Annotated in this window: 26 protein-coding genes; 18 read left to right on the top strand and 8 right to left on the bottom strand. The window is 65.8% G+C overall.

Annotated elements, in window-relative coordinates; genetic code table 11:
* Nucleotides 1–64: 64 nt before the first annotated feature.
* The 5 genes from prfA to ispG form a co-directional block, all read right to left on the bottom strand.
* Complete coding sequence (prfA, locus tag ACOFKW_RS06590; RefSeq protein WP_419816542.1) at nt 65–1138, bottom strand: peptide chain release factor 1; 1074 nt, start codon at nt 1136–1138, stop codon at nt 65–67.
* Entirely contained in the window at nt 1135–2472 is a 1338-nt protein-coding gene (gene hisS, locus ACOFKW_RS06585) for a histidine--tRNA ligase (protein WP_419816541.1), read from the bottom strand. The genes prfA and hisS overlap by 4 nt, the downstream gene beginning before the upstream one ends.
* A gap of 16 nt (nt 2473–2488) precedes the next feature.
* A complete protein-coding gene (locus ACOFKW_RS06580) occupies nt 2489–2806 on the bottom strand; it encodes a DMT family transporter (protein ID WP_419816540.1) in 318 nt (105 codons plus the stop codon).
* 157 nt (nt 2807–2963) lie between these two features.
* A complete protein-coding gene (locus tag ACOFKW_RS06575) occupies nt 2964–3446 on the bottom strand; it encodes an N-acetyltransferase family protein (RefSeq protein ID WP_419816539.1) in 483 nt (160 codons plus the stop codon).
* Nucleotides 3443–4579: a flavodoxin-dependent (E)-4-hydroxy-3-methylbut-2-enyl-diphosphate synthase gene (gene ispG / locus ACOFKW_RS06570; protein ID WP_419816538.1), complete on the bottom strand. Its 1137-nt coding sequence runs from the start codon at nt 4577–4579 to the stop codon at nt 3443–3445. The genes ACOFKW_RS06575 and ispG overlap by 4 nt, the downstream gene beginning before the upstream one ends.
* Nucleotides 4580–4665: 86 nt before the next feature.
* On the opposite strand from ispG, the gene dapF reads away from it, so the two are divergent.
* The 5 genes from dapF to ACOFKW_RS06545 all read left to right on the top strand — a co-directional run bounded on the left by dapF (nt 4666) and on the right by ACOFKW_RS06545 (nt 9729).
* A complete protein-coding gene (gene dapF / locus ACOFKW_RS06565; RefSeq protein WP_419816537.1) occupies nt 4666–5472 on the top strand; it encodes a diaminopimelate epimerase in 807 nt (268 codons plus the stop codon).
* A complete protein-coding gene (locus ACOFKW_RS06560; RefSeq protein ID WP_419816536.1) occupies nt 5469–6632 on the top strand; it encodes a MiaB/RimO family radical SAM methylthiotransferase in 1164 nt (387 codons plus the stop codon). Before dapF ends, ACOFKW_RS06560 begins: the two co-directional genes overlap by 4 nt.
* Nucleotides 6629–7549, top strand: a complete 921-nt coding sequence (ftsY, locus tag ACOFKW_RS06555) for a signal recognition particle-docking protein FtsY (protein WP_419816535.1) — start codon at nt 6629–6631, stop codon at nt 7547–7549. The genes ACOFKW_RS06560 and ftsY overlap by 4 nt, the downstream gene beginning before the upstream one ends.
* A gap of 346 nt (nt 7550–7895) precedes the next feature.
* Nucleotides 7896–8807: a retron St85 family effector protein gene (locus ACOFKW_RS06550; protein WP_419816534.1), complete on the top strand. Its 912-nt coding sequence runs from the start codon at nt 7896–7898 to the stop codon at nt 8805–8807.
* Nucleotides 8800–9729, top strand: coding sequence for a retron St85 family RNA-directed DNA polymerase (locus ACOFKW_RS06545; RefSeq protein WP_419816533.1), 930 nt, complete (start codon nt 8800–8802; stop codon nt 9727–9729). The genes ACOFKW_RS06550 and ACOFKW_RS06545 overlap by 8 nt, the downstream gene beginning before the upstream one ends.
* A gap of 15 nt (nt 9730–9744) precedes the next feature.
* On the opposite strand, the gene ACOFKW_RS06540 is transcribed toward ACOFKW_RS06545, so the two are convergent.
* The 3 genes from ACOFKW_RS06540 to ACOFKW_RS06530 are packed head-to-tail and all read right to left on the bottom strand — an operon-like array spanning nt 9745 to nt 12267.
* Nucleotides 9745–10527 (bottom strand): 3-hydroxybutyrate dehydrogenase, encoded by a 783-nt coding sequence (locus tag ACOFKW_RS06540; protein WP_419816532.1) that lies wholly within the window; start codon nt 10525–10527, stop codon nt 9745–9747.
* Nucleotides 10524–11708, bottom strand: coding sequence for a patatin-like phospholipase family protein (locus ACOFKW_RS06535; RefSeq protein ID WP_419816531.1), 1185 nt, complete (start codon nt 11706–11708; stop codon nt 10524–10526). The genes ACOFKW_RS06540 and ACOFKW_RS06535 overlap by 4 nt, the downstream gene beginning before the upstream one ends.
* Nucleotides 11701–12267, bottom strand: a complete 567-nt coding sequence (locus tag ACOFKW_RS06530; RefSeq protein WP_419816530.1) for a carboxymuconolactone decarboxylase family protein — start codon at nt 12265–12267, stop codon at nt 11701–11703. The genes ACOFKW_RS06535 and ACOFKW_RS06530 overlap by 8 nt, the downstream gene beginning before the upstream one ends.
* 189 nt (nt 12268–12456) lie before the next feature.
* On the opposite strand from ACOFKW_RS06530, the gene ffh reads away from it, so the two are divergent.
* From ffh to ACOFKW_RS06465, 13 genes are all read left to right on the top strand, one after another.
* Nucleotides 12457–13893, top strand: coding sequence for a signal recognition particle protein (ffh, locus tag ACOFKW_RS06525; protein ID WP_419816887.1), 1437 nt, complete (start codon nt 12457–12459; stop codon nt 13891–13893).
* A gap of 38 nt (nt 13894–13931) precedes the next feature.
* A complete protein-coding gene (gene rpsP / locus ACOFKW_RS06520) occupies nt 13932–14516 on the top strand; it encodes a 30S ribosomal protein S16 (protein WP_419816529.1) in 585 nt (194 codons plus the stop codon).
* A gap of 14 nt (nt 14517–14530) precedes the next feature.
* Nucleotides 14531–15016 carry a ribosome maturation factor RimM gene (rimM, locus tag ACOFKW_RS06515; protein ID WP_419816528.1) on the top strand — a complete coding sequence of 162 codons (486 nt, stop codon included), beginning with the start codon at nt 14531–14533 and terminating at the stop codon, nt 15014–15016.
* A 31-nt stretch (nt 15017–15047) separates the two neighbouring features.
* Nucleotides 15048–15332 carry an AbrB/MazE/SpoVT family DNA-binding domain-containing protein gene (locus ACOFKW_RS06510; RefSeq protein ID WP_419816527.1) on the top strand — a complete coding sequence of 95 codons (285 nt, stop codon included), beginning with the start codon at nt 15048–15050 and terminating at the stop codon, nt 15330–15332.
* Nucleotides 15325–15702 (top strand): type II toxin-antitoxin system VapC family toxin, encoded by a 378-nt coding sequence (locus tag ACOFKW_RS06505; RefSeq protein WP_419816526.1) that lies wholly within the window; start codon nt 15325–15327, stop codon nt 15700–15702. Before ACOFKW_RS06510 ends, ACOFKW_RS06505 begins: the two co-directional genes overlap by 8 nt.
* Nucleotides 15699–16019, top strand: a complete 321-nt coding sequence (locus tag ACOFKW_RS06500; protein ID WP_419816525.1) for a hypothetical protein — start codon at nt 15699–15701, stop codon at nt 16017–16019. The genes ACOFKW_RS06505 and ACOFKW_RS06500 overlap by 4 nt, the downstream gene beginning before the upstream one ends.
* Nucleotides 16016–16747, top strand: a complete 732-nt coding sequence (gene trmD, locus ACOFKW_RS06495) for a tRNA (guanosine(37)-N1)-methyltransferase TrmD (protein WP_419816524.1) — start codon at nt 16016–16018, stop codon at nt 16745–16747. Before ACOFKW_RS06500 ends, trmD begins: the two co-directional genes overlap by 4 nt.
* Nucleotide 16748: 1 nt before the next feature.
* On the top strand, nt 16749–17135 hold the full coding sequence (gene rplS, locus ACOFKW_RS06490) for a 50S ribosomal protein L19 (RefSeq protein WP_419816523.1): 387 nt from the start codon (nt 16749–16751) through the stop codon (nt 17133–17135).
* A 104-nt stretch (nt 17136–17239) separates the two neighbouring features.
* Entirely contained in the window at nt 17240–18424 is a 1185-nt protein-coding gene (locus ACOFKW_RS06485) for a sensor histidine kinase (RefSeq protein WP_419816522.1), read from the top strand.
* Between the two features lie 79 nt (nt 18425–18503).
* Nucleotides 18504–18959, top strand: a complete 456-nt coding sequence (locus ACOFKW_RS06480; protein ID WP_419816521.1) for a YbgC/FadM family acyl-CoA thioesterase — start codon at nt 18504–18506, stop codon at nt 18957–18959.
* Nucleotides 18959–19654, top strand: a complete 696-nt coding sequence (tolQ, locus tag ACOFKW_RS06475) for a protein TolQ (protein WP_419816520.1) — start codon at nt 18959–18961, stop codon at nt 19652–19654. Before ACOFKW_RS06480 ends, tolQ begins: the two co-directional genes overlap by 1 nt.
* Before the next feature lies 1 nt (nt 19655).
* Entirely contained in the window at nt 19656–20093 is a 438-nt protein-coding gene (tolR, locus tag ACOFKW_RS06470) for a protein TolR (protein WP_419816519.1), read from the top strand.
* 1 nt (nt 20094) lies between these two features.
* The gene (locus tag ACOFKW_RS06465) at nt 20095–20943 is read left to right on the top strand and encodes a hypothetical protein (protein WP_419816518.1); all 849 of its coding nucleotides are present in this window, start codon (nt 20095–20097) and stop codon (nt 20941–20943) included.
* Nucleotides 20944–20959 lie beyond the last annotated feature (16 nt).

Raw genomic sequence — 20959 nt, 5'->3', positions numbered from 1 at the left:
CACCGCCGGACGCTTGCGAATGGGTCCCGGCATGCGCCGGGATGACGGAATTCAATTCAGCCCCTCAGGCATCCAGGTCCGCCAGCCTCGCCGCCTCGTCCTCCGCGATCAGCGCCGAGACCATCTCGTCGAGCCCATTGCCCTCCATCACCTCCGGCAAGCGGTGCAGAGTCAGGTTGATACGGTGGTCCGTCACCCGCCCCTGCGGGTAATTATAGGTGCGGATCCGCTCCGAGCGGTCGCCCGACCCTACCATCGACTTGCGATCGGCGGCGCGGGCATCGTGCAGCTTGGTCCGCTCCGCCTCGTAAAGCCGGGCGCGCAAGACCTTCAAAGCCTTGGCCTTGTTCTTGTGCTGCGATTTCTCGTCCTGCTGGATGACGACCAGCCCGGACGGGATATGCGTGATGCGGACGGCGGAGTCGGTGGTGTTGACGCTCTGCCCGCCGGGCCCCGACGAGCGGAACACGTCGATGCGCAGGTCGCGCGCCTCGTCGATATGGACGTCGACCTCCTCCGCCTCGGGCAGCACGGCGACGGTCGCGGCGGAGGTGTGAATGCGCCCCTGCGTCTCGGTCGCCGGGACGCGCTGGACGCGGTGGACGCCGGCCTCGAACTTCAGCCGGGCGAAGACCTGCGGCCCGGTGATCGAGGCGATGATCTCCTTGAAGCCGCCCATTTCGCCCGTCGCGGCGCTGATCACCTCGACCCGCCAGCCGCGCGATTCGGCGTAGCGCTGATACATGCGGAACAGGTCGCCGGCGAACAGCGCCGCCTCGTCGCCGCCGGTTCCGGGGCGGATTTCGAGCATCGCCGGCCGATCGTCGGCAACGTCGCGCGGCAGCAGCTTCAGCGCCAGCGCGCGCTCAGCCAGCGGGATCGCGTCGTTGATCGCGCCGATCTCCGCCTCCGCCATCTCCTTCATCTCGGGATCGGCGAGCAGCGCGGTCAGGTCGGCCTGCTCCTCGCGCAGCTTGCGCACCTCCGCCGCCGCCTCGGCGACTGGCGTAAGCTCGGCATAGTCCTTCGACAGCTGGACGAACTGGTCCGACGGCAGGTCGGGATTGCCCATCCGCGCCGCGAGATCGGCGTGGCGACGCTCGATCTGGGAGATGCGCTCTGAGGAAATGGAGATCATGAATTTGCCAGCGGCTGAAGTACCGCGTCGACTGCGTACCCGCCGCGCTCAAAGCGCACGACAGTGTAATTAGATTCGAGTGCCTTCAGAATGACGTCACGCGTACTGTTGTCCACTGCATCATAGCTGTCGGGAAGGTTGATCCTCACGTGAAGGCCCACCCGGTCACCAAGACCGTCTGGCGCTGATCGGTTAACCACCAGGCGGCCTACCGAGCCATTCTTGATCGCTAGTTCGAAACGGCGTTTTGTCGAACCCCGGTAAGCGAGGTCAGCAACAATCCCCGAGCTGCGCAGCGCTTGCGTGATCATGATTGCGTCACGCTCGTCGTCGATATCATCGGGAATGACGGTTAAGAACGGACGGTCGATCCCAGGTGCCTCAACCAGCATCCCCAGCCGCTCGATCCCGCCCGCCCAGCCGATCGCCGGCGTCTCAGGTCCGCCCATTGCGCCGATCAGCCCGTCATAGCGGCCGCCGCCGATCACCGTGCCCTGCGCGCCGAGATGCTCGGTCACGAACTCGAAGGCCGTGTGGCGGTAATAGTCGAACCCCCGCACCAGCGCCTCGTTGCGCACGAACGCCACGCCCGCGGCTTGCAAGCCCTTCTGGACCTTCTCGAAATAGGCGCCCGCCTCCGCCGTCATGTGCGCATCGATGCGCGGCGCTGCGTCGACCAGCGGACGGTCGCACTCGGCCTTGGAATCCAAAATCCGCAGCGGGTTCTTGGCCAACCGCTCGCGGCTCTCGCCCGACAGAGCATCGGCATGCGCGGAGAAATGCGCCACCAGCGCCTCGCGCCACGACCCGCGGCTCTCGGCATCGCCCAGGGTGTTGAGCTGCAGCACGACCTTGTCCGCTACCCCGAGCTCGGCCAGCAAATGCGCCCCCATCGCGATGACCTCGACGTCGGCAGCGGGCTCGGCGGCACCGATGATCTCGGCGTCGAGCTGGTGGAACTGGCGGTAGCGGCCCTTTTGCGGGCGCTCGTAGCGGAACAACGGGCCGTGCGCCGCCAGCTTCAGGACGCCGTGCTGCTGCCAGCCGTTCGAAATATAGGCGCGCGCGATGCCGGCGGTGAACTCCGGCCGCAGCGTCAGCGAATCGCCGCCACGGTCGTCGAACGAGTACATCTCCTTCGACACGACGTCGGTGGTCTCGCCGAGCGAGCGCGCGAAGACGCTGGTGTGCTCGAAGATCGGCACGTCGACGCGGCGAAAGCCATATAGTTTGCGGACGCGGTTGAAGGTCTCGACGACATGGTCGAAGCGCGCGATGTCGTCACCGAACAGGTCCTGGGTGCCGCGAACGCGCTGAACTTTGGTTTCTGCCATGCGCGCCTCTACGGCGTCAGTGCAGCAGCTTCAACCCGACGATGCAGCCGATCAGCCCGACGAGCAGTAGCAGCCGCGGCAGGCTGGCCGGGTCGTGATAGACCAATATGCCGACCGCCGCCGTCCCCGCCGCACCGATTCCCGCCCACACCGCATAGGCAGTACCGAGCGCTATCGACCGAGAGGCGTATTCCAGCAGGCCCATACTGAGCGTGACGGAGGCAAGGAAAGCCAGCACCCACGGCCAGTGCCGGAAGCCGTCGACGTAGCGCAGCGACGTGGTGAAGCCGACCTCGAATAGGCCGCCGAGGATCAGGGCGAGCCAGGCGTTCATTTGCTGGGCCCGAGAGCCCCCACCCCGGCCCTCCCCACTCTACGTTCGCTTCGCTCTCGTGGGTGGAGGGAGCAGTCTTGCTTCTCCCTCCACCCCCGCGAAGCGGAGAGTGGGGAGGGCCGGGGTGGGGGTTCTTGCGCGAGCCCGCCGCCGCAGCTCACCCCGCCGCGACCTTGGCCAGCGCGTCGCCGGTCAGCCGCATCACCGTCCACTCGTCCATCGGCTTGGCCCCGAGCTTCTTGTAGAAGCCGATCGCCGGCTCGTTCCAGTCGAGCACCGCCCATTCGAAGCGCGCGCACCCGCGCTCGATCGCCAGCTTCGCGACATGGCTGAGCAGCGCCTTGCCCGTCCCCGAACCCCGCGCCTCCGGGGCGACGTACAGATCCTCGAGGTAGATCCCGCGCCACCCGGTCCAGGTCGAATAATTGTGGAAGAACAGCGCGAAACCCACCGGCTTACCGTCCTGCTCGGCGATCACCGACTCGATCACCGGCCGCTCGCCGAACATCGCGTCATGGACATTGGCCTCGGTGGCGACGACCGAGTTCGGCGACTTCTCATACTCCGCGAGGTCGCGGATGAACTGCAGGATGGTGCCGACATCGGCGGGAGTAGCGGGGCGGATGGCGATGACGCTCACTCGGCGGCGACCAGCAATCCCGCTTCGGCCAGCGCCTTCGCCGATTCGATCTCGGCGGCCTTCTTCTCGACCAGCATGACGATGTGCTCGACCATCGCCGGTTCGTCGATGTGGTGGCTGGTGACGCCCGACAGATAGACCATGTGCTTGCCGCCGCCGCCGCCGGTGACGCCGATATCGGTCTCGCGCGCCTCGCCGGGGCCGTTGACGACGCAGCCGAGGACCGACAGCGACAGCGGCGTGGTGACATGGGCCAGTGCGTTCTCCAGCCGCTCGACGGTCTTGACGACGTCGAAGCCCTGGCGCGCGCAGCTCGGGCAGCTCACCACCCGGACGCCGCGGGCACGGATGCCGAGCGACTTCAGGATGTGATAGCCGACCTTGACCTCCTCGACCGGGTCAGCGCTCAGCGACACGCGGATAGTGTCGCCGATGCCCGCCCACAGCAACATGCCGAGGCCGATCGACGACTTGACCGTGCCACCGATGAGCCCGCCCGCCTCGGTGATGCCGAGGTGCAGGGGGTAGTCGCAGACGTCGGCGAGGCCATTATAGGCGGCGACCGCGAGGAACACGTCGGAGGCCTTCACCGAGACCTTGAACTCGTGGAAATCCTCGTCCTGGAGCATCTTCATATGCTCCAGCGCCGATTCGACCAGCGCCTCGGGGCACGGCTCGCCGTATTTCTCCAGCAGGTGACGCTCCAGCGAGCCGGCGTTGACGCCGATGCGCATCGAGCAGCCATTGGCCTTGGCGGCGCGAACGACCTCGCGGACCCGCTCCTGCGAGCCGATGTTGCCGGGGTTGATGCGCAGGCAGGCGACGCCCGCATCGGCTGCCTCGAGGGCGCGCTTGTAGTGGAAATGGATGTCGGCGACGATCGGCACCTTCACGGCGCGGACGATCTGCTTCATCGCCGCGGTCGAGGCGACATCGGGGCACGACACCCGGATGATGTCGACGCCGACCTCCTCGCACTGGCGGATCTGCTCGATCGTCGCCTTGGCGTCCTCGGTCGGCGTATTGGTCATCGTCTGCACGGCGATCGGCGCCCCGCCACCGACGGGGACCTTGCCGACCATGATCTGGCGCGATTGGCGGCGCGTGATATCGCGCCAGGGGCGGACGCTCATGACTTGGCTCCGGAAAACATGGTCGCGATATAGACTGCCGCCGCGCCCTCGTCATCCCCAAGCGGAGGCGCTACATCGCGGCCAGCATGTTACGCCCTTTCACCAAGATGCACGGCCTCGGCAACGACTTCATCGTGTTCGACGCGCGTGCCGAGCCGCTGAGCCTGACGGCGCAGCAGGTCCGGGGGTTGAGCGACCGCTTCACCGGCATCGGCTGCGACCAGTTGTTCGTGCTGGAGGCCTCGGAACGGGCCGACGCCTTCATGCGGATCTGGAACCATGACGGCAGCGAGGTCGGGGCCTGCGGCAACGGGGCGCGGTGCGTCGCGGCGTTGCTGGGCGGGAACAACGTCATCGACACGGCGGGCGGGCTGATCGAGGCGTCAGCCGAGGGCGCGGCGGCGAGCGTCGACCTGGGGCAGCCGCGATTCGAATGGGATGCGGTGCCGCTGGCCTATGCGATGGATACGCTCGACATGCCGGTCGGCTGGGACAAGCTGGACCGGCCGAGCGCGGTCAGTGTCGGTAATCCGCATGTCGTGTTCGTGGTCGAGGACGTCGAGGCGGTGGCGCTGGAGAGCCTTGGCCCGGTTATAGAAAATGACGCGCTGTTCCCGGAGCGGGTGAATGTCGGGGTGGCTCAGGTGATCGACCGGGGGCACCTGAGACTACGAGTATGGGAACGTGGGGCGGGGTTGACCCGGGCCTGTGGGACGGGGGCGGTGGCGGCGGGATTGACGGCGATGCGGCGGGGGTTGGCGGATCGCAAGGTGACCGTGACGCTGCCGGGTGGGGATGTCACGGTCGAGTGGCGGGCGGATGGGCATGTTCTGCTGGCGGGGCCGGCGGTTACGGTGTTCGCGGGTGAGGTCGACCCGGATTTGTTCGGGTGAGCGAGGTGCTTGGCTTCGGCTGCCGGCTCAACCTGGCCGAGTCGGCGGTGCTCGCGGGGTTGTCCGCAGACTCGGGGCTGGTGATCGTCAATACGTGCGCCGTCACGGCCGAATCGGTGCGACAGGCGCGGCAGGCGATCCGGCGTACGGCGCGGGCGCGGCCGGGGGTGCGGATCGTCGTCACCGGCTGTGCGGCGGAGGTCGAGCCGGAGCAGTTCGCGATGCCCGAGGTCGCCGCCGTCATCGGTCGCGCCGCCAAGTTCCTCCCCAGCAGCTACGGCGACTCCCCCCCTGCCCCCCTCCTCCCCGGAGCAGCGCGCACCCGCGCCTTCGTCCCTGTCCAGAACGGCTGCGACCACGCCTGCACCTTCTGCATCATCGCCCGCGCCCGCGGTCCCTCGACCTCCGAGCCCGCCTCCGCCGTCGTCGAGCGCATCGCCGCGCTGAGCGAGGCCGGCACGCAGGAAGTCGTCCTGACGGGCGTCGACCTGACCAGCTATGCCGACGGCGCCGCCACCCTCGGCAGCCTCGTCCAGCGCATCCTGCGCGAGACCGCCCTCCCCCGCCTGCGGATCAGCTCGATCGACAGCATCGAGGCCGACGACCGGCTCCTCGACGCCATCGCCACCCAGCCGCGCCTGATGCCCCAGCTGCATTTGTCGCTGCAGTCCGGCGACGACCTCATCCTCAAGCGCATGCGCCGCCGCCACTCCCGCGCCCAGGCCATCGAATTCTGCGCCGCCCTGCGCACCCGCCGCCCGGAGATCGCCTTCGCCGCCGACTTCATCACCGGCTTCCCGACCGAGACCGAGGCGATGTTCGAGCGCACCGCCGCGCTGGTCGAGGAGTGCGACCTGACCCAGCTCCACGTCTTCGCCTATAGCCCGCGCCCCGGCACCCCCGCCGCGCGCATGCCGCAGGTGCCGCCCGCCGTTGCCCGCACCCGCGCCGCCCGCCTGCGCGCCTTGGGCGAGGCCCGCACCGCCGCCGCGCTCACCGCCGCCCTGAACCGTCCCCAGCGCATCCTCGTCGAGCGCTCCGGCCAGCGCGGCCGCACCGAAGCCTATCTGCCCGCGCATTTGTCCACGCCCGCCGCGCCGGGCAGCATCGTCACCGCCACCGCGACGCACCACGCCGCCGGCATCCTGGAGTTCGCATGACCGAAAAGACCGGATGGTTCGCCAAGCTGCGCACCGGCCTCAGCCGCTCGTCGGAAAAGCTCGGCGGCGGCCTGACCGGCCTGTTCCAGACCGCGCGCCTCGACGAGCCCATGCTGGAGGGTATCGAGGAGGCGCTGATCTCCGCCGACCTGGGCGTCGGAGTCGCCGCGCGCGTCACCGACCGCCTGCGCACCGAGCGCTTCGGCAAGTCGATCGACGAGGCCGGGGTCCGCGCCGCCGTCGCCGCCGAGATCACCACGGTCCTCAGCCCCGTCGCCAAGCCGCTGGCGGTCACCGCCTTCCCGCGCCCGCAGGTGATCCTGGTCGTCGGCGTCAACGGCAGCGGCAAGACCACCACCATCGCCAAGCTGGCGCACCGCTTCATGGAGCAGGACTATACCGTCATGCTGGCGGCGGGCGACACCTTCCGCGCCGCCGCCACCGAGCAGCTCAAGATATGGGGCGAGCGCACCGGCGTCCCCGTCGTCGCCGGCCCGGCAGGCGGCGACAGCGCCGGCCTGGCGTTCAACGCCTTCGAACAGGCGCGCGCCAAGGGCACCGACGTGCTGATCATCGACACCGCCGGGCGGCTGCAGAACAAGTCCGGCCTGATGGACGAGCTCGCCAAGATCCGCCGCGTCCTCGCCAAGCTGTCGGCGACCGCGCCGCACGACACCGTCCTGGTGCTCGACGCCACCACCGGGCAGAATGCGCTCAACCAGATCGAGGTGTTCCGCGACGTCGCCCATGTCACCGGCCTGGTCATGACCAAGCTCGACGGCACCGCCCGCGGCGGCGTGCTCGTCGCGGCGGCGGAAAAGTTCGGCCTGCCGATCCATGCGATCGGCGTGGGCGAGGGGATGGAGGATTTGCGCAGCTTCGACGCGGGGGAGTTTGCGAAGGCGCTGGCGGGGTAGAGGGTCTCGAACGATACCGCTTTCGGTACTCAAACTAACCAGATGGAGCGTTTCTGAGCCATCCCCCCCCCGCTTCAATCGGCGAAGGACGGAAAGATCGTCCATATTGGATCAATCGCATAAAGCGCGTTTGCTCTGCGGCCGGACACATCGTATCACCGGAAGGCTTACGCGGTAAGCACCCTCGGGTGCTTGGTTCGGCGCTTCGCCGAATCTCATTTTATTGTTCCCATTTGGGGCTCCGAAAGAGAGCGATGCCAAATCGCCTACGGACGCTCCGCTCGATTTCGCATCGCTCTCTTTCGGAGCATAGGTAAGCATGGTGCCATTCGTCGAGGACCTGAGCGTGGAAGACCTCCACGTTCAGGCTCCTACAGAAATAATCTTTCTCTGCGGCGGCCCATATACGGATGTTTCAACACCTGGCACCGCTTCGATGCGCGACGCCTTCCTCAAAATCAACTCCCATCCGGCTCTTGGCAGACGGGAAATTGTGTTAGCTGAGGATTTCACGACTTTAACGACATTCTCTGCACACTATGGAGACATCCTTGAGTTTGAGACTGATTTAGCTCAAATAACCGAACTAATTCTTCTCTTCTGCGAAAGCGCGGGGAGCTTTGCGGAACTCGGTTCATTTGCAAGTACACTAGAGATAGCTTCAAAGTTGCTGGTTATCGTGCGCGACCACTACTGGAAGGACAACTCTTTTATAAAACTCGGACCATTGATGTTTTTGCTCCGTAAGCATGATTCATCAGTTTTTGTTATTGATGACGCGGAAGTCAGCATCATACCGGGGATTGGCATTACTGTAGACCTAGATAAGTTTAAAACAATTATAGATGAGCCACTCAGAAAGCGCTTAACTGTGGCGAGAGAACCCTCGACGTTTGACAACACAAGGGCAGGTCACGTCATTAAGTTAATTGTTGGATTAGTTCAAGAATATGGTGCCTTGGAACGCTCGGAGATAACCGAGGTACTCTCAGTCTTCGGCGTTCCTGCTGATAATCAGAGGCTGGGAGCCTATATTTTGTGCGCGACGTCCGTCGGGTGGATTCAAGAGCAGAAAAAGGGATTCCGTGATTTCATCGTTTCTACAGTTGATCAGCCAGCTATCCATTTTGTTGCAAACGCAAAGGCACTTACCAAGAACAGAGTTCGACGCCGTCTTTTAATCCGTGAGCATTGGGAGAAAAACGACCCTTCTCGTTTTCGCGTGATATCAAGCGCAGCGGTGCTTACAGATGACTAAGCTTATCATTTTTCTTGCCAAAGCTACAGGCCTAGGTGAGTCAGATGTTCGGAGTATCGTATCACGAGCACCGAAAAGCTATAAGCACTACCATATCGATAAAAGGACGATAGGTAAGAGACTTATCTCACAGCCAGCCCGCGAAGTTAAGGCACTTCAGCGCGCCTTAGTTCGCGGTTTAGTCTCGTTGCCGATCCACGATGCCGCTATGGCTTATCGCACGGGTCTATCCATACGCGACAACGCGGCAAAGCATGCGTCCAACGGACCCATAATGAAATTCGATTTCAAAGGGTTTTTCCCTTCAATCCGAGCACGTGATTGGCGTCACTATTGCCGAATAAACGGCGTATTTTCCAATGACGAAGACGTTTTAATTAGTTCGATGATTCTATTCCATAAGGCACCAAAACTACCGGGTCTTCGGCTGGCCGTTGGCGCGCCATCATCTCCGTGGCTATCGAACGTGCTTATGTTTGAATTTGATAATCTCATCTCCGAACTGGTGTCCAAAGATAAGGTTGTTTACACACGATACGCCGACGATTTAACTTTTTCTGCGCGAAGGACTGGATATCTAACTAAGGTAGATCGCCAGCTTCGTTATGTTGTAAAAAGTATAAATAGCCCAGCCCTCACTATTAATGAAGAAAAAACCGTTATCGCGACAAAGAAGTTTCGGCGAGTTGTCACAGGCCTTGTGCTAGCCGACGACGGCCGAGTCACTATCGGAAGGGACCGTAAGCGTGAAATACGAGCATCTTTGCACCATGCGTTAGCGGGTCGGATGACCGCCGAAGATTGCCAGCGTCTGATTGGCTTATTGGCATTCGTTCACGATGTGGAGCCCGCATTCTTGATTAAGCTGCAGGATCATTACGGCTTGGATTTTCTGGATAAATTACGACAAACCGCAGCGTAATCATCTTTTTTCCCTTCACTGCATGAACCACCCGTGGCTCACCACGATGCTCTGGCCGGTCAGCGCGTTGGTCGGGAAGCCGGCAAGGAACACGGCGGTCTTGGCGACGTCGTCGACCGTGGTGAACTCGCCGTCGACGGTGTCCTTGAGCATGACGTTCTTGATGACCTCGTCCTCGGTGATGTGCAGGGCGGCGGCCTGTTCGGGGATCTGCTTCTCGACCAGCGGGGTGCGGACGAAGCCGGGGCAGATGACGTTGGCGCGGACGCCGTGCGCGGCACCTTCCTTGGCGACGACCTTGGACAGGCCGACCAGCCCGTGCTTGGCGGTGACATAGGGCGCCTTCAGGACCGAGGCTTCCTTGCTGTGGACCGAGCCCATGTAGATGATGCTGCCGCCGCGGCCCTGCTCGTACATGTGGCGCAGCGCGGCGCGGGTGGTCAGGAAGGCGCCGTCGAGGTGGATGGCGAGGAGCTTCTTCCAGTCGGCGAACTTGTAGGTCTCCAGCGGCCCGACGATCTGGATGCCGGCGTTGGAGACCAGCACGTCGATGCCGCCGAGCTTGGCCGCCGCCGCGTCGATGCCGGCGTCGACCTGGGCTTCGTCGGTGACGTCCATGGCGACGCCGATGGCGCGCTCGCCGCTCGGGTCGAGCTCGTGCGCGGTGGCGTTGGCGGCGTCGATGTTGAGGTCGGCGATGACCACCTTGGCGCCGTTGGCGAAGAACTCGCGGGCGATTTCCTTGCCGATGCCGCTGGCGGCGCCGGTGACGACGGCGACTTTGTCTTGCAGGCTCATGTGGGTGTTCCTTGTGTGACTGGGGTCAGGAAATCATAGACCGCGACGCCCTGCGCGGCGGTCGGCAGCGTCAGCACCTCCGGATGCGCCAGCGTCGCCGTCGCGTCGGTGTGGCCGGCGCGCCAATGCTCCTCCATCGTACGCCGCGAGAACTCATAGTCCTTCGACTGGCCCTCGTAGGTGGCGGAGCGGTAAACGAGCTGAACGATGTTGTAGACCGCGGGGTCGGACGCCTCGGCCAAGATCTTGGCCTGCGGGCTGGCGGCGAGCTCGGGCGGCAGCTTGGCGAGGAGCTCGTTAAAGGTGGCGCGCAGGTGCTGGAGGCGGCGGAACTCGTCGGTGGCGGCGCGGGTGCGGCTGGAGAACTGCACCTCCTTCATCCGCACCGCGACCTCGGCGAAGTCCTTGGGCAGCTCGCCGCGCGCGCTCCACAGATCGACCTGCAGGACCAGCGTGTCGAGGTCGGAGCGCGCCGACAGCACCCAGTCGAGCGGCGTGTTGGAGACCAGCCCGCCGTCCCAATAGAACTCGCCGTCGATCTCGACCGCCGGGAACGCGGGGGGCAGCGCGCCGCTCGCCATGACATGCTCGGCGACGATGGTGTCGGTGGCGTTGTCGAAATAGGCGAAGTTGCCGGTGCGGACGTTGACCGCGCCGACGCTGAACCGCATCGCATTGACATGGTTGATGCGGTCGAAGTCGACCAGCCGCTCCAGCGTGCCCTTCAGCTTGGACGTGTCGTAATAGCTGGTCTGGCCTCCGCCATTGGGCAGAAGGTAAGGCGGTGGCATGCGGGGCTCGAAGAAGCCAGGAACGCCGCGCGCCGCGATCTGGCCGGCAGCGAGCTGGTTGATCCAGCCGCGCGCCTTGTCGCCCTGCCACAGCGCCGTCCACTGGTCCGTCCAGCTCGCTTGCCCCGAGTCGCTGACCAGCTCCCAGAAGTCGCGCAGCTTCCCAACCCGGTGCGCGGGGTCGTTGCCGGCAATGATCGCCGAATTGATAGCGCCGATCGAGATGCCGGCGATCCACGTCGGCTCGATGTTGTGCTCGAGCAGCGCCTCGTAGACGCCCGCCTGATAGGCGCCGAGCGCACCTCCGCCCTGGAGCAGCAGCGCCACCGACTCGAACGGCGTCGCGCAGGCCTTGGGCGTTTCGCGCGGGGCGCGGGCCGGCCTATTCACGCTCGGGCACCGGGACGTTGAAGCCGTTGAGCGTCGTCGACACCATCGCGTATAGCCCGACGAGGTAGATCAGCTCGTTGAGCCCGTGCTGGCCGAAGGTCCGGAGGCCGAGCGCGTACAGCGGCTCCGCCAGCGTACCGCCGCGGCTGAGCGAATAGGCGATGTCGAAGGCGATGCTCTCGTCGGGCGCAAGGTCGCCGGGTTTGAGGTCGGCGGTGATCGTGGCGAGGCGCTCCGCGGTCATGCCGTCGCGCTCGGCCACCGCGATATGGGCGTAGATCTCGTACGCCGCGTCATAGCGCGCGCCGACGACCAGGATGGCGATCTGGCGGACGTTGTCGTTGAGCGACGCGTTGGCGGTCATCGCCTTGGTCAGCTCCCAGATCGCCTTGCCGATGGCGGGCTCGTGGAGCCAGGGGTTCCACGGCCCCATCAGCGCGCCGTCCTCGCGCTCGACCTTGAAGGCGTTGAAGTTGGCGGATATCCCGGCGCGCATGTCGTCGTAGAGCGGCTTCTGCTCCGCGGTCAGGTCGGCGGGAGCGATCAGGGGCAGGCGCATGTAAACCTCGCGGGCTGTTGCACTGCAGCATTCCCTACGCCCAAGCGCTCCGGCAGCACAACCTTGACTCTGTGACACGCTTACGGATATCAGCCGCCGGTTCCCCGGTGGGGAGCGAAGCGTCCGAGGGCGCACGCCGGTTAGCGAGGTTTCGCCCACCGGCGCTTTACTATTTGAAAGTGCCGACACCTGTTCGATAGTCTCTCCGACCGCCTCAGTGGCGTATTCGACAAGCTCCGCGGCCGCGGCGCGCTGACCGAACTCGACGTTCGTGCGGCGATGCGCGAAGTCCGGATCGCGCTGCTCGAAGCCGATGTCGCGCTGTCGGTGGTCAAGACCTTCATCGACCAGGTCACCGATCGCGCTATCGGCCACGAAGTCATCCGCTCGGTCACGCCGGGCCAGCAGGTCGTCAAGATCGTCAGCGACGCGCTGGTCGAGATGCTCGGCTCCGACGCGGTCGACCTCAACCTGGGTGTCACCCCGCCTGCCGTGATCATGCTGGTCGGCCTGCAGGGCTCCGGCAAGACCACCACGACCGCAAAGCTGGCCAAGCGCCTGACCGAGAAGCACGGCAAGAAGGTGCTGATGGCGTCGCTCGACGTCCAGCGCCCGGCGGCTCAGGAGCAGCTGCGCATCCTCGGCGAGCAGACCGGCGTCGCGACGCTGCCGGTGATCGCCGGCCAGTTGCCGGTCGAGATCGCCAAGCGGGCGCGGACCACGGCACGGCTGCAGGGCTTCGACGTGCTGATGCTCGATACCGCGGGCCGGCTGCATGTCGACGATGCGCTGATGGGCGAGATGCAGGCGGTCGCTCGCGAGGGTGCGCCCGACGAGATCCTGCTGGTCGTCGACGCGCTGACCGGACAGGACGCCGTCAACGTCGCCACCGCGTTCGGCGGCCAGGTCGCGCTGACCGGCATCGTGCTGACCCGCATGGACGGCGATGCCCGCGGCGGCGCGGCGCTATCGATGCGCTCGGTCACCGGCAAGCCGATCAAGTTCGCCGGTACCGGTGAGAAGCTCGACGCGCTGGAAGCCTTCGATCCGCAGCGTGTTGCCGGCCGCATCCTCGGCATGGGCGATGTCGTCGGGCTGGTCGAGCGCGCCTCCGAAGTCTTCGAAGCCGAAGCCGGCGAGAAGATGGCCGCGAAGATGGCCAAGGGCCAGTTCGACATGGAGGACCTGCGTACGCAGCTCGGCCAGATGAAGAAGATGGGCGGCCTCGGTGCGCTCGCCTCGATGATCCCCGGCGTCGCCAAGGCCAAGGCGGCGATGGCCAATGGCGCGATCGACGACCGCATCCTCGGACGCATGGAAGCAGTGATCTGCTCGATGACTCCCAAGGAGCGCGCCAAGCCCGACATCATCACCGCCAAGCGCCGCATCCGCATCGCCAAGGGCGCCGGCACGACCGTGCAGGAGGTCAACAAGGTCCTCAAGATGCACCAGGAAATGGAGGGCGCGATGAAGAAGTTGCGCAAGATGGGCGGCATGAAGGGCATGGCCGCGATGCTCGGCAAGATGGGCGGCGGCGGCATGGGCGGCGGCGGTCTCGGGGGTGGCGGCGGCATGGGTGCCGGCGGCATGATGCCCCCCGGCTTCGACAAATTCCTCAAACGATAATCATCTCAGAAATCTAATTTAAACCAAGGACTTGAAGTATGTTGGCAATTCGCCTGGCACGTGGCGGCATGAAGAAGCGCCCCTATTACCGCATCGTCGTGACGGACAGCCGTCAGCCGCGCGATGGCCGCTTCATCGAGAAGATCGGCACCTATAACCCGCTGCTCGCCAAGGATTCGCCGGAGCGCATCAAGCTCGACGCCGACCGTGCGACGCATTGGCTTGGCGTCGGCGCCCAGCCGTCGGACCGCGTTGCCCGCTTCCTCGATGCGATGGGCATCCGCACCCGCGCCGCCCGCCAGAACCTGACCAAGGGTGAGCCCGGCGCCAACGCCAAGGAGCGCGCCACCGTCCGCGCCACCAAGGCCGGCGAAGCCATCGAAGCTGCCGAGGCCGCCAAGGTCGCTGCCGCCGCCGCTGCTGCGGAAGCCGCCGAAGCTGCTGCAGCCGCAGCTGCTGCCCCGGCCGCCGAGCCTGAAGTCGAAGCCCCGAGCGACACCGAGACCGCCGATGCGGCTCCGGACGCCGTCGAAGCCGATGCTCCGGCCGGCGATGCGACCACCGCTTCGGACCTCGAGACCGCAACCGAGACCGACGCTTCGCCTGCCGGTCCGGCAGTCTGATCGGATCGGCGAGGGTGACCAACGGACGCGTCACCCTCGCCGCCATCGCCGGTGCGCACGGCATCGGCGGCGAAGTGCGCCTCAAGCTGTTCGCCGAATCGGTCGATAGCCTGGCGCGCCACAATGCCTTCGAAGCCGAGGGCCGGACGCTTACCCTGACCAAGCTGCGCCCTGAAAAAGGCGGCGCCATCGCCAAGTTCGCCGAGGTCGCCGACCGCACCGCGGCCGAGGGCATGCGCGGCGTCATCCTCACGGTGGACCGCAGCACCCTGCCCCCGCTCGACGAGGGCGAATTCTACATCAGCGACCTGATCGGCCTGCCCGCGGTCGACACCAATGGCGTACCGCTCGGCGCGGTGGTCGCGGTCGAAAACTTCGGCGCCGGCGACATTATCGAGATCGCCCGCCCCGACGGCCAGACCTTCATGGTCCCGTTCAACCCGACCGCCGTGCCCGACGTCGGCGCCAGCGTCGTCATTGACCCGGATTTCGTCGTCTAGTATATACGTCGCGGATATACGGAGCGGCACGATGACCGGCAAGTCGACGACGACCAAGATCTTCAAGTCGGGCAACTCGGCTGCAGTGCGGTTGCCGGCATCCTTCGGCGCGGTACCCGGGACAGTGGTCGAAGTTCGCGAAGTTCAGGGCCAATGGATCGTCGAGGCCGTGCCTGAGACACCTCGCAAGATCGATCTGACCGGGATCTACGGCTCTTGTCCGGGGATCGAACCGATCGGCAATCGGACGTTCGAGGAACGTCCCTCCGAGCGAGCCGAACGCGAGCGCGTGGAACTGCTCGCCCGCAATGGCTGAACCTCGGTACCTGCTCGACTCGAATATCGCGATCTACATCCTGAAGGGGGTAGCTCCGCTTGCCCAGGCTCGCGTCGAAGCGAGCGACCTGGGCAGCATTGTCACATCTTCGGTGTGCCTTGCCGAAATGCTGATCGGCTTGCTGGACCGGGAGCGGGAGGCGCTGGACCGCCTGCTCCTGCAGATCGACACCTTGCCCTTCGACGAGGCCGCGGCCCGGCGCTATGCGGACTTGCCATTCAAGCGTCGCAGCTATGATCGCTTGATCGGCGCGCACGCCTTGTCGTTAGGCCTGACGGTAGTGACGGCTAACTCCGGCGACTTCGACGATATTCCCGGATTGCGGGTCGAGAACTGGACCGTGGCGTGACCGATGCAGGGTGGTTCACCTGCTACCTGCTGGCTGCGGTCGGCATATCGATCGGCTTGGCTTTTGGCCTGATCCGCGCCCGGCCGGGCTGGACGTCGCGGCGGCTGATCCTCATTGGGGCGGCGCCGCTGCCGGTCCTGCTGCTTGCACCGTCGGTCTGGCTCTACGTCCATATCGCCACGCTGCCGCGTTCGGAATGTAGCGTCGAAACCTGCGCCATGTGGATCACCGTGCCGACCTTCGGCATCCTCGCGGCGCTGGCCTTGTTCGTCGTGAACATGGCCGCGACTGCGTTGTTATTGCGGCACAACCGATGACCTTCTCCGCGCAGATCCTGACGCTTTATCCTGAAATGTTTCCCGGCCCCTTGGGCCAGAGCCTCGCCGGCCGGGCGCTGGCTGAGGGGCTGTGGTCCTGCGAGGCGACCAACATCCGCGACTTCGCCACCGACAGGCACCGCTCGGTCGACGATACCCCGGCGGGCGGCGGCCCCGGCATGGTATTGCGCGCCGACGTCGTGGCAGCGGCGATCGACGGGGTGGCGAACGGTACGCCGGTGCTGGCGATGACGCCGCGCGGCCGGTCGTTGACCCAGGACCGGGTCCGGGCGCTGGCGTCAGGCCCCGGCGTCACCATCCTGTGCGGGCGGTTCGAGGGTTTCGACGAGCGATTGTTCGAAGGCCGCGCCATCGAGGAGGTCAGCATCGGCGACTATATCCTGTCGGGCGGCGAGACCGCGGCGCTGGTACTGCTCGATGCTTGCGTGCGACTGCTCCCCGGTGTAATGGGCGCGGCCCTTAGTGGGGACGACGAGAGCTTCGAAAGCGGCCTGCTCGAACATCCGCACTATACGCGCCCTCCCGTCTGGGAAGGCAAAGCGATCCCCGAAGTGTTGCGATCGGGGGATCACGCGAAGATCGCCGCATGGCGGTCGGAGCGGTCCGAAATGGACACACGGTCACGGCGACCGGACCTGTGGGAGCGCTATTCCAGCGCTCGGGGTCAGTCGCCCTCTGGCGCGCGCACTAGAAAACAGGACGAATGAGATGAATCTCATCCAGACGATCGAAGCCGAACAGATTGCCAAGTTCCTCGAGACCCGCACGATTCCGCAGTTCCGCGCCGGTGACACGCTGCGCGTCGGCGTCCGCGTCGTCGAGGGCGAGCGCACCCGTGTCCAGAATTACGAGGGCGTCTGCATCGCCCGCTCGAACCGCGCAATGGGCAGCAACTTCACCGTCCGCAAGATCAGCTTCGGCGAGGGCGTCGAGCGCGTCTTCCCGCTGTACTCGCCCAACGTCGAGACGATCGAAGTCGTCCGTCGCGGTGTCGTGCGGCGCGCCAAGCTGTATTACCTCCGTGGCCGCAGCGGCAAGTCGGCGCGTATCGTCGAGAAGCGCGACGCTCGCCCCGAGAAGGTCGTCCAGGCCTAACCAGCCTTCGCCAAGGCGAGGTTGCACTATCCCCCGGCTCCGCCAATGGCGGGCCGGGGAGCAACCGATTGCCACCCTCGGAACAGTGGTTTACGCGACTGGCAATGGCCGACACACGCCCTGAACCAATCGCTTCGAGCGACGACGACAGGGCATCCGACTCGCCAGAGCAAGCTCGTGAGGCGCAGCGTCTGGCGGCGCTCGATCTTTACGACATTCTCGATACGCCGAGCGAAACCGGTTTCGACGATATCGTCCGCATCGCCTCGCAGATCTGCGGGACGCCGATGGCACTCATCAGTTTGGTCGACGACCGCAGGCAGTGGTTCAAGGCCGCGGTGGGCATCTCCGCGCCCGAGACCTCGCGTGATATCGCATTCTGCGCCCATGCGATCGAGCAGCAGGATGTCTTTACCGTCGCCGACACGCATGCCGACACGCGCTTTGCCGAGAATCCGCTGGTCACCGGCGACCTCGACCTGAGATTCTATGCCGGGGCGCCGTTGATGACGCCGGACGGGCTGGCGTTGGGCACCCTGTGCGTGCTCGACAACCGCCCACGGGTGCTGACCGCCGATCAGTCCGCCGCCCTGCAGGCGCTGGCGCGACAGGTGATGAACCAGCTCGAGCTGCGCAAGGCGCTCGCCAAGGAGCGTGCCGACGAGCGTCACCGCCAGCTGCTCGTCGACGAGCTTCGCCACCGGATTCGGAATACCCTGTCGGTGGTCCAGGCGATCGTCTCGCAGTCGCTGCGCAACACGCCCGATATCATGGAAGCGCGCCGCTCGATCGACGCGCGGCTGTCGGCGATGGCCAATGCGCACGACCTGCTGACGCGGACCAATTGGTCGGCCGCCTCGATCCGCCAGATCGTCGAGGTCAGTTTCCAGCCTGTCGCCGGGCTGCCCGGGCGGATCACCGTCGACGGGCCGGAGATCGACATGGCGCCGCGTGCCGCGCTAGCCCTGGCCATGGCTTTGCACGAGCTGTCGACCAATGCCGCGAAATACGGCGCGTTGCGTCAACACGACGGCACGGTGTCGGTGCGCTGGCAACTTGGCCCGACCCTGGAGGGGGAGGCGACGCCGGTCGAGCTGGTCTGGCGCGAGCGTGGTGGTCCCGCGGTCGCGGAGCCGACGCGGCGCGGTTTCGGATCGCAGCTGATCACGCGCATCCTGCCCGCGACGATGGGCGGGACCGCCAAGGTCGACTATCTTCCCGACGGCCTGCGCTGGACGTTGCAGACGACGCTCGACGCGGTGAATCGCGACGCGACCCTGCAATCCTGAGCCGGTACGCGACGATTGGTGACCGGCATGCGCCTGTCCGCCCTTCCCGTAGCGGCCGTGGTCGCCTAAACCCCAGTCGATGTTGCCTACGCCCGCCAGCGGCAGTTTCGATGCCGGCGTCCACCGCTTTGCCGTCCGTGTCTATTTCGAGGACACCGACCTGACGGGCGTCGTCTATCATGCCAACTACCTGCGCTACATGGAACGCGCCCGCTCGGACATGCTGCTGCTCGTCGGCATCGACCAGGCGGGCCAGCTGGCGGCGGGCGAAGGCTATTGGACAGTCGCCGACATCGCCATCGCCTACAAGCGCCCGGCCCGCATGGGCGAGGACCTGATCGTCGAGAGCCGCGTTACCCGTGTCCGCGCCGCGGCAACGGTGATGTCGCAGGCGATCGTGCGCGGCACGGAAACGCTCACCGAGGCGGTGGTGACGGCAGCCTGGCTCGATCGCCACGGCCGGCCGCAACGCCAGCTCGCGGCATGGGCAACAGCATTCGAGGCGCTGCGGCGCCAGGCCAGTTCGGAGATTTGATGGAACCCGTTGCCAAGCTCGCGACCGATCTCAGCCCGTGGGCGCTGTTTCTCCAGGCCGACCTGGTGGTCAAGCTGGTCATGCTCGGGCTGCTCGCGGCCAGCGTCTGGTCCTGGGCGATCATCATCGAGCGGACGCGCCGCCTGAAGGCGATCAACACCCAGGCCAAGTCGTTCGAGGAGTGGTTCTGGAAGGCCGACAGCCTCGATACGCTGTACGAGCCCGCCGCCAAGGCCAAGCACCCGTCCGCCCGGATGTTCGTCGCCGGCATGAACGAGTGGCGCCGCTCGATCTCCAAGGGCCGCATCGACCGCGAGGGCGTCCGCGCCCGCCTGACCTCGATCCTCGGCGTCTCGATCAACCGCGAGATCGAGGACCTCGGCGACCGCTTGAACGTGCTGGCGACCATCGGCGCGGTGTCGCCGTTCGTCGGGCTGTTCGGCACGGTCTGGGGCATCATGCGCAGCTTCACCGGCATCGCGGCGTCGCAGAACACCACGCTGGCCGTCGTCGCACCGGGCATCGCCGAGGCGTTGTTCGCGACTGCCATCGGCCTGTTCGCCGCCATCCCCGCGGTGATCGGCTACAACCGCCTGCTCCACGGCCTGGGGCGGCTCGAGGCCCGGCTGAGCGCCTTTGCCGAGGAATTCCACGGGCTCCTGTCGCGCCAGCTCGACGGCATGGAGGAGCGCTGAGGTGGCGATGGGTGGTCCCCAGCGGCGCGGCGGACGCCGGATGCCGATGGCGGAGATCAACGTCACGCCAATGGTCGACGTCATGCTGGTGCTGCTGATCATCTTCATGGTCACCGCGCCGCTGCTGGTCACCGGTGTGCCCGTCGACCTGCCCGACAGCAAGGCGAGCGCGCTGAAATCCGACGACACGCCGGTCCAGGTCTCGCTCAACGGCAAGGGCGAGCTGTTCATCGACGAGCTGCGGATCGAGGAGGGCGGGCTGTCGGCCAAGCTGGCAGCGATCAAGACGGCGCGCACCGACGAGGCCCGCGTCTACGTCCGCGCCGACCGCGAGCTCGACTATGGCAAGGTCATGGCCGTCGTCGGCGAGATCTCGGCGGCCGGTTTCAAGAAGGTCGCGCTGGTCAGCCAGCCGACCGGGTCCAAGCCGAGGTCGTGACATGACCGAACGCCAGGCGCTGATCGCCGCCGGTGTCGCGCACATCATGCTGTTCGCAGCGCTGTCGGTCGGCTGGTCGATGATGAAGAAGCCGCTGGTCATCGAGGAAGCGGTGCCGGTCGAGCTGGTCAACATCGCGCCCGAGACGCGCGTCGCCGAAAAGCCCAAGGAGTCCAAGGCCGCGGCCCCGCAGGAGACCGCTGCGCCCGAGCCGACGCCGCCCGAGGTCAAGCCCGAGCCGATCCCCGAGCCGACGCCGGTGCCCGAGCCGACCCCGGAGCCCAAGCCCAAGCCCAAGCCGACACCGCCCAAGCCGGAGCCAAAACCCGAGCCCAAGCCGGAACCGCCAAAGCCCGAGCCCAAGCCAAAGCCGGTCAAGCAGACCCCCGCCAAGGTAGAGAAGGCGTTCGACGCCTCCGAACTGAGCGACCTGATCGACAAGAGCCTGCCCAAGGCCCCCAAGCGCGTCCGCGACCCGTCGAAATTCGCCCAGTCCATCGAGCTGTCGATCCCCAAGACGGCGAAGTTCGATGCGCGCGCCTCGGCCAGCCTGATCGCGGCGATCCGCGCCCAGATTGCGCCGTGCTGGAACCCGCCGATCGGCGGCGCCGACGTCCGCAAGATGACCGTCGTGCTCCATATCGACCTGGCCAAGGACGGCACCGTCGTCGGCCGGCCCACGGTCGTGAGCCAGACCGGGGCGACTGCGGGCAACGCCGCCTATGCCCAAGCCTTTGCCGAAACCGCCAAGCGCGCCGTGCTGCGTTGTGCGCCGTTAAGGTTGCCCGGGGATATGTTCGAGCTCTGGAAGGCGTTCGAGCTGAATTTCGACCCTTCGGAAATGACTTGAGCCAGACCCTGAGGTA

Origin of the sequence: Glacieibacterium sp. (assembly GCF_965200405.1) — a bacterium.
GTDB lineage: Bacteria > Pseudomonadota > Alphaproteobacteria > Sphingomonadales > Sphingomonadaceae > Glacieibacterium.
The sequence above is the reverse complement of the archived record's forward strand: the minus strand, read 5'-3'. Positions and strand labels throughout refer to the sequence as shown.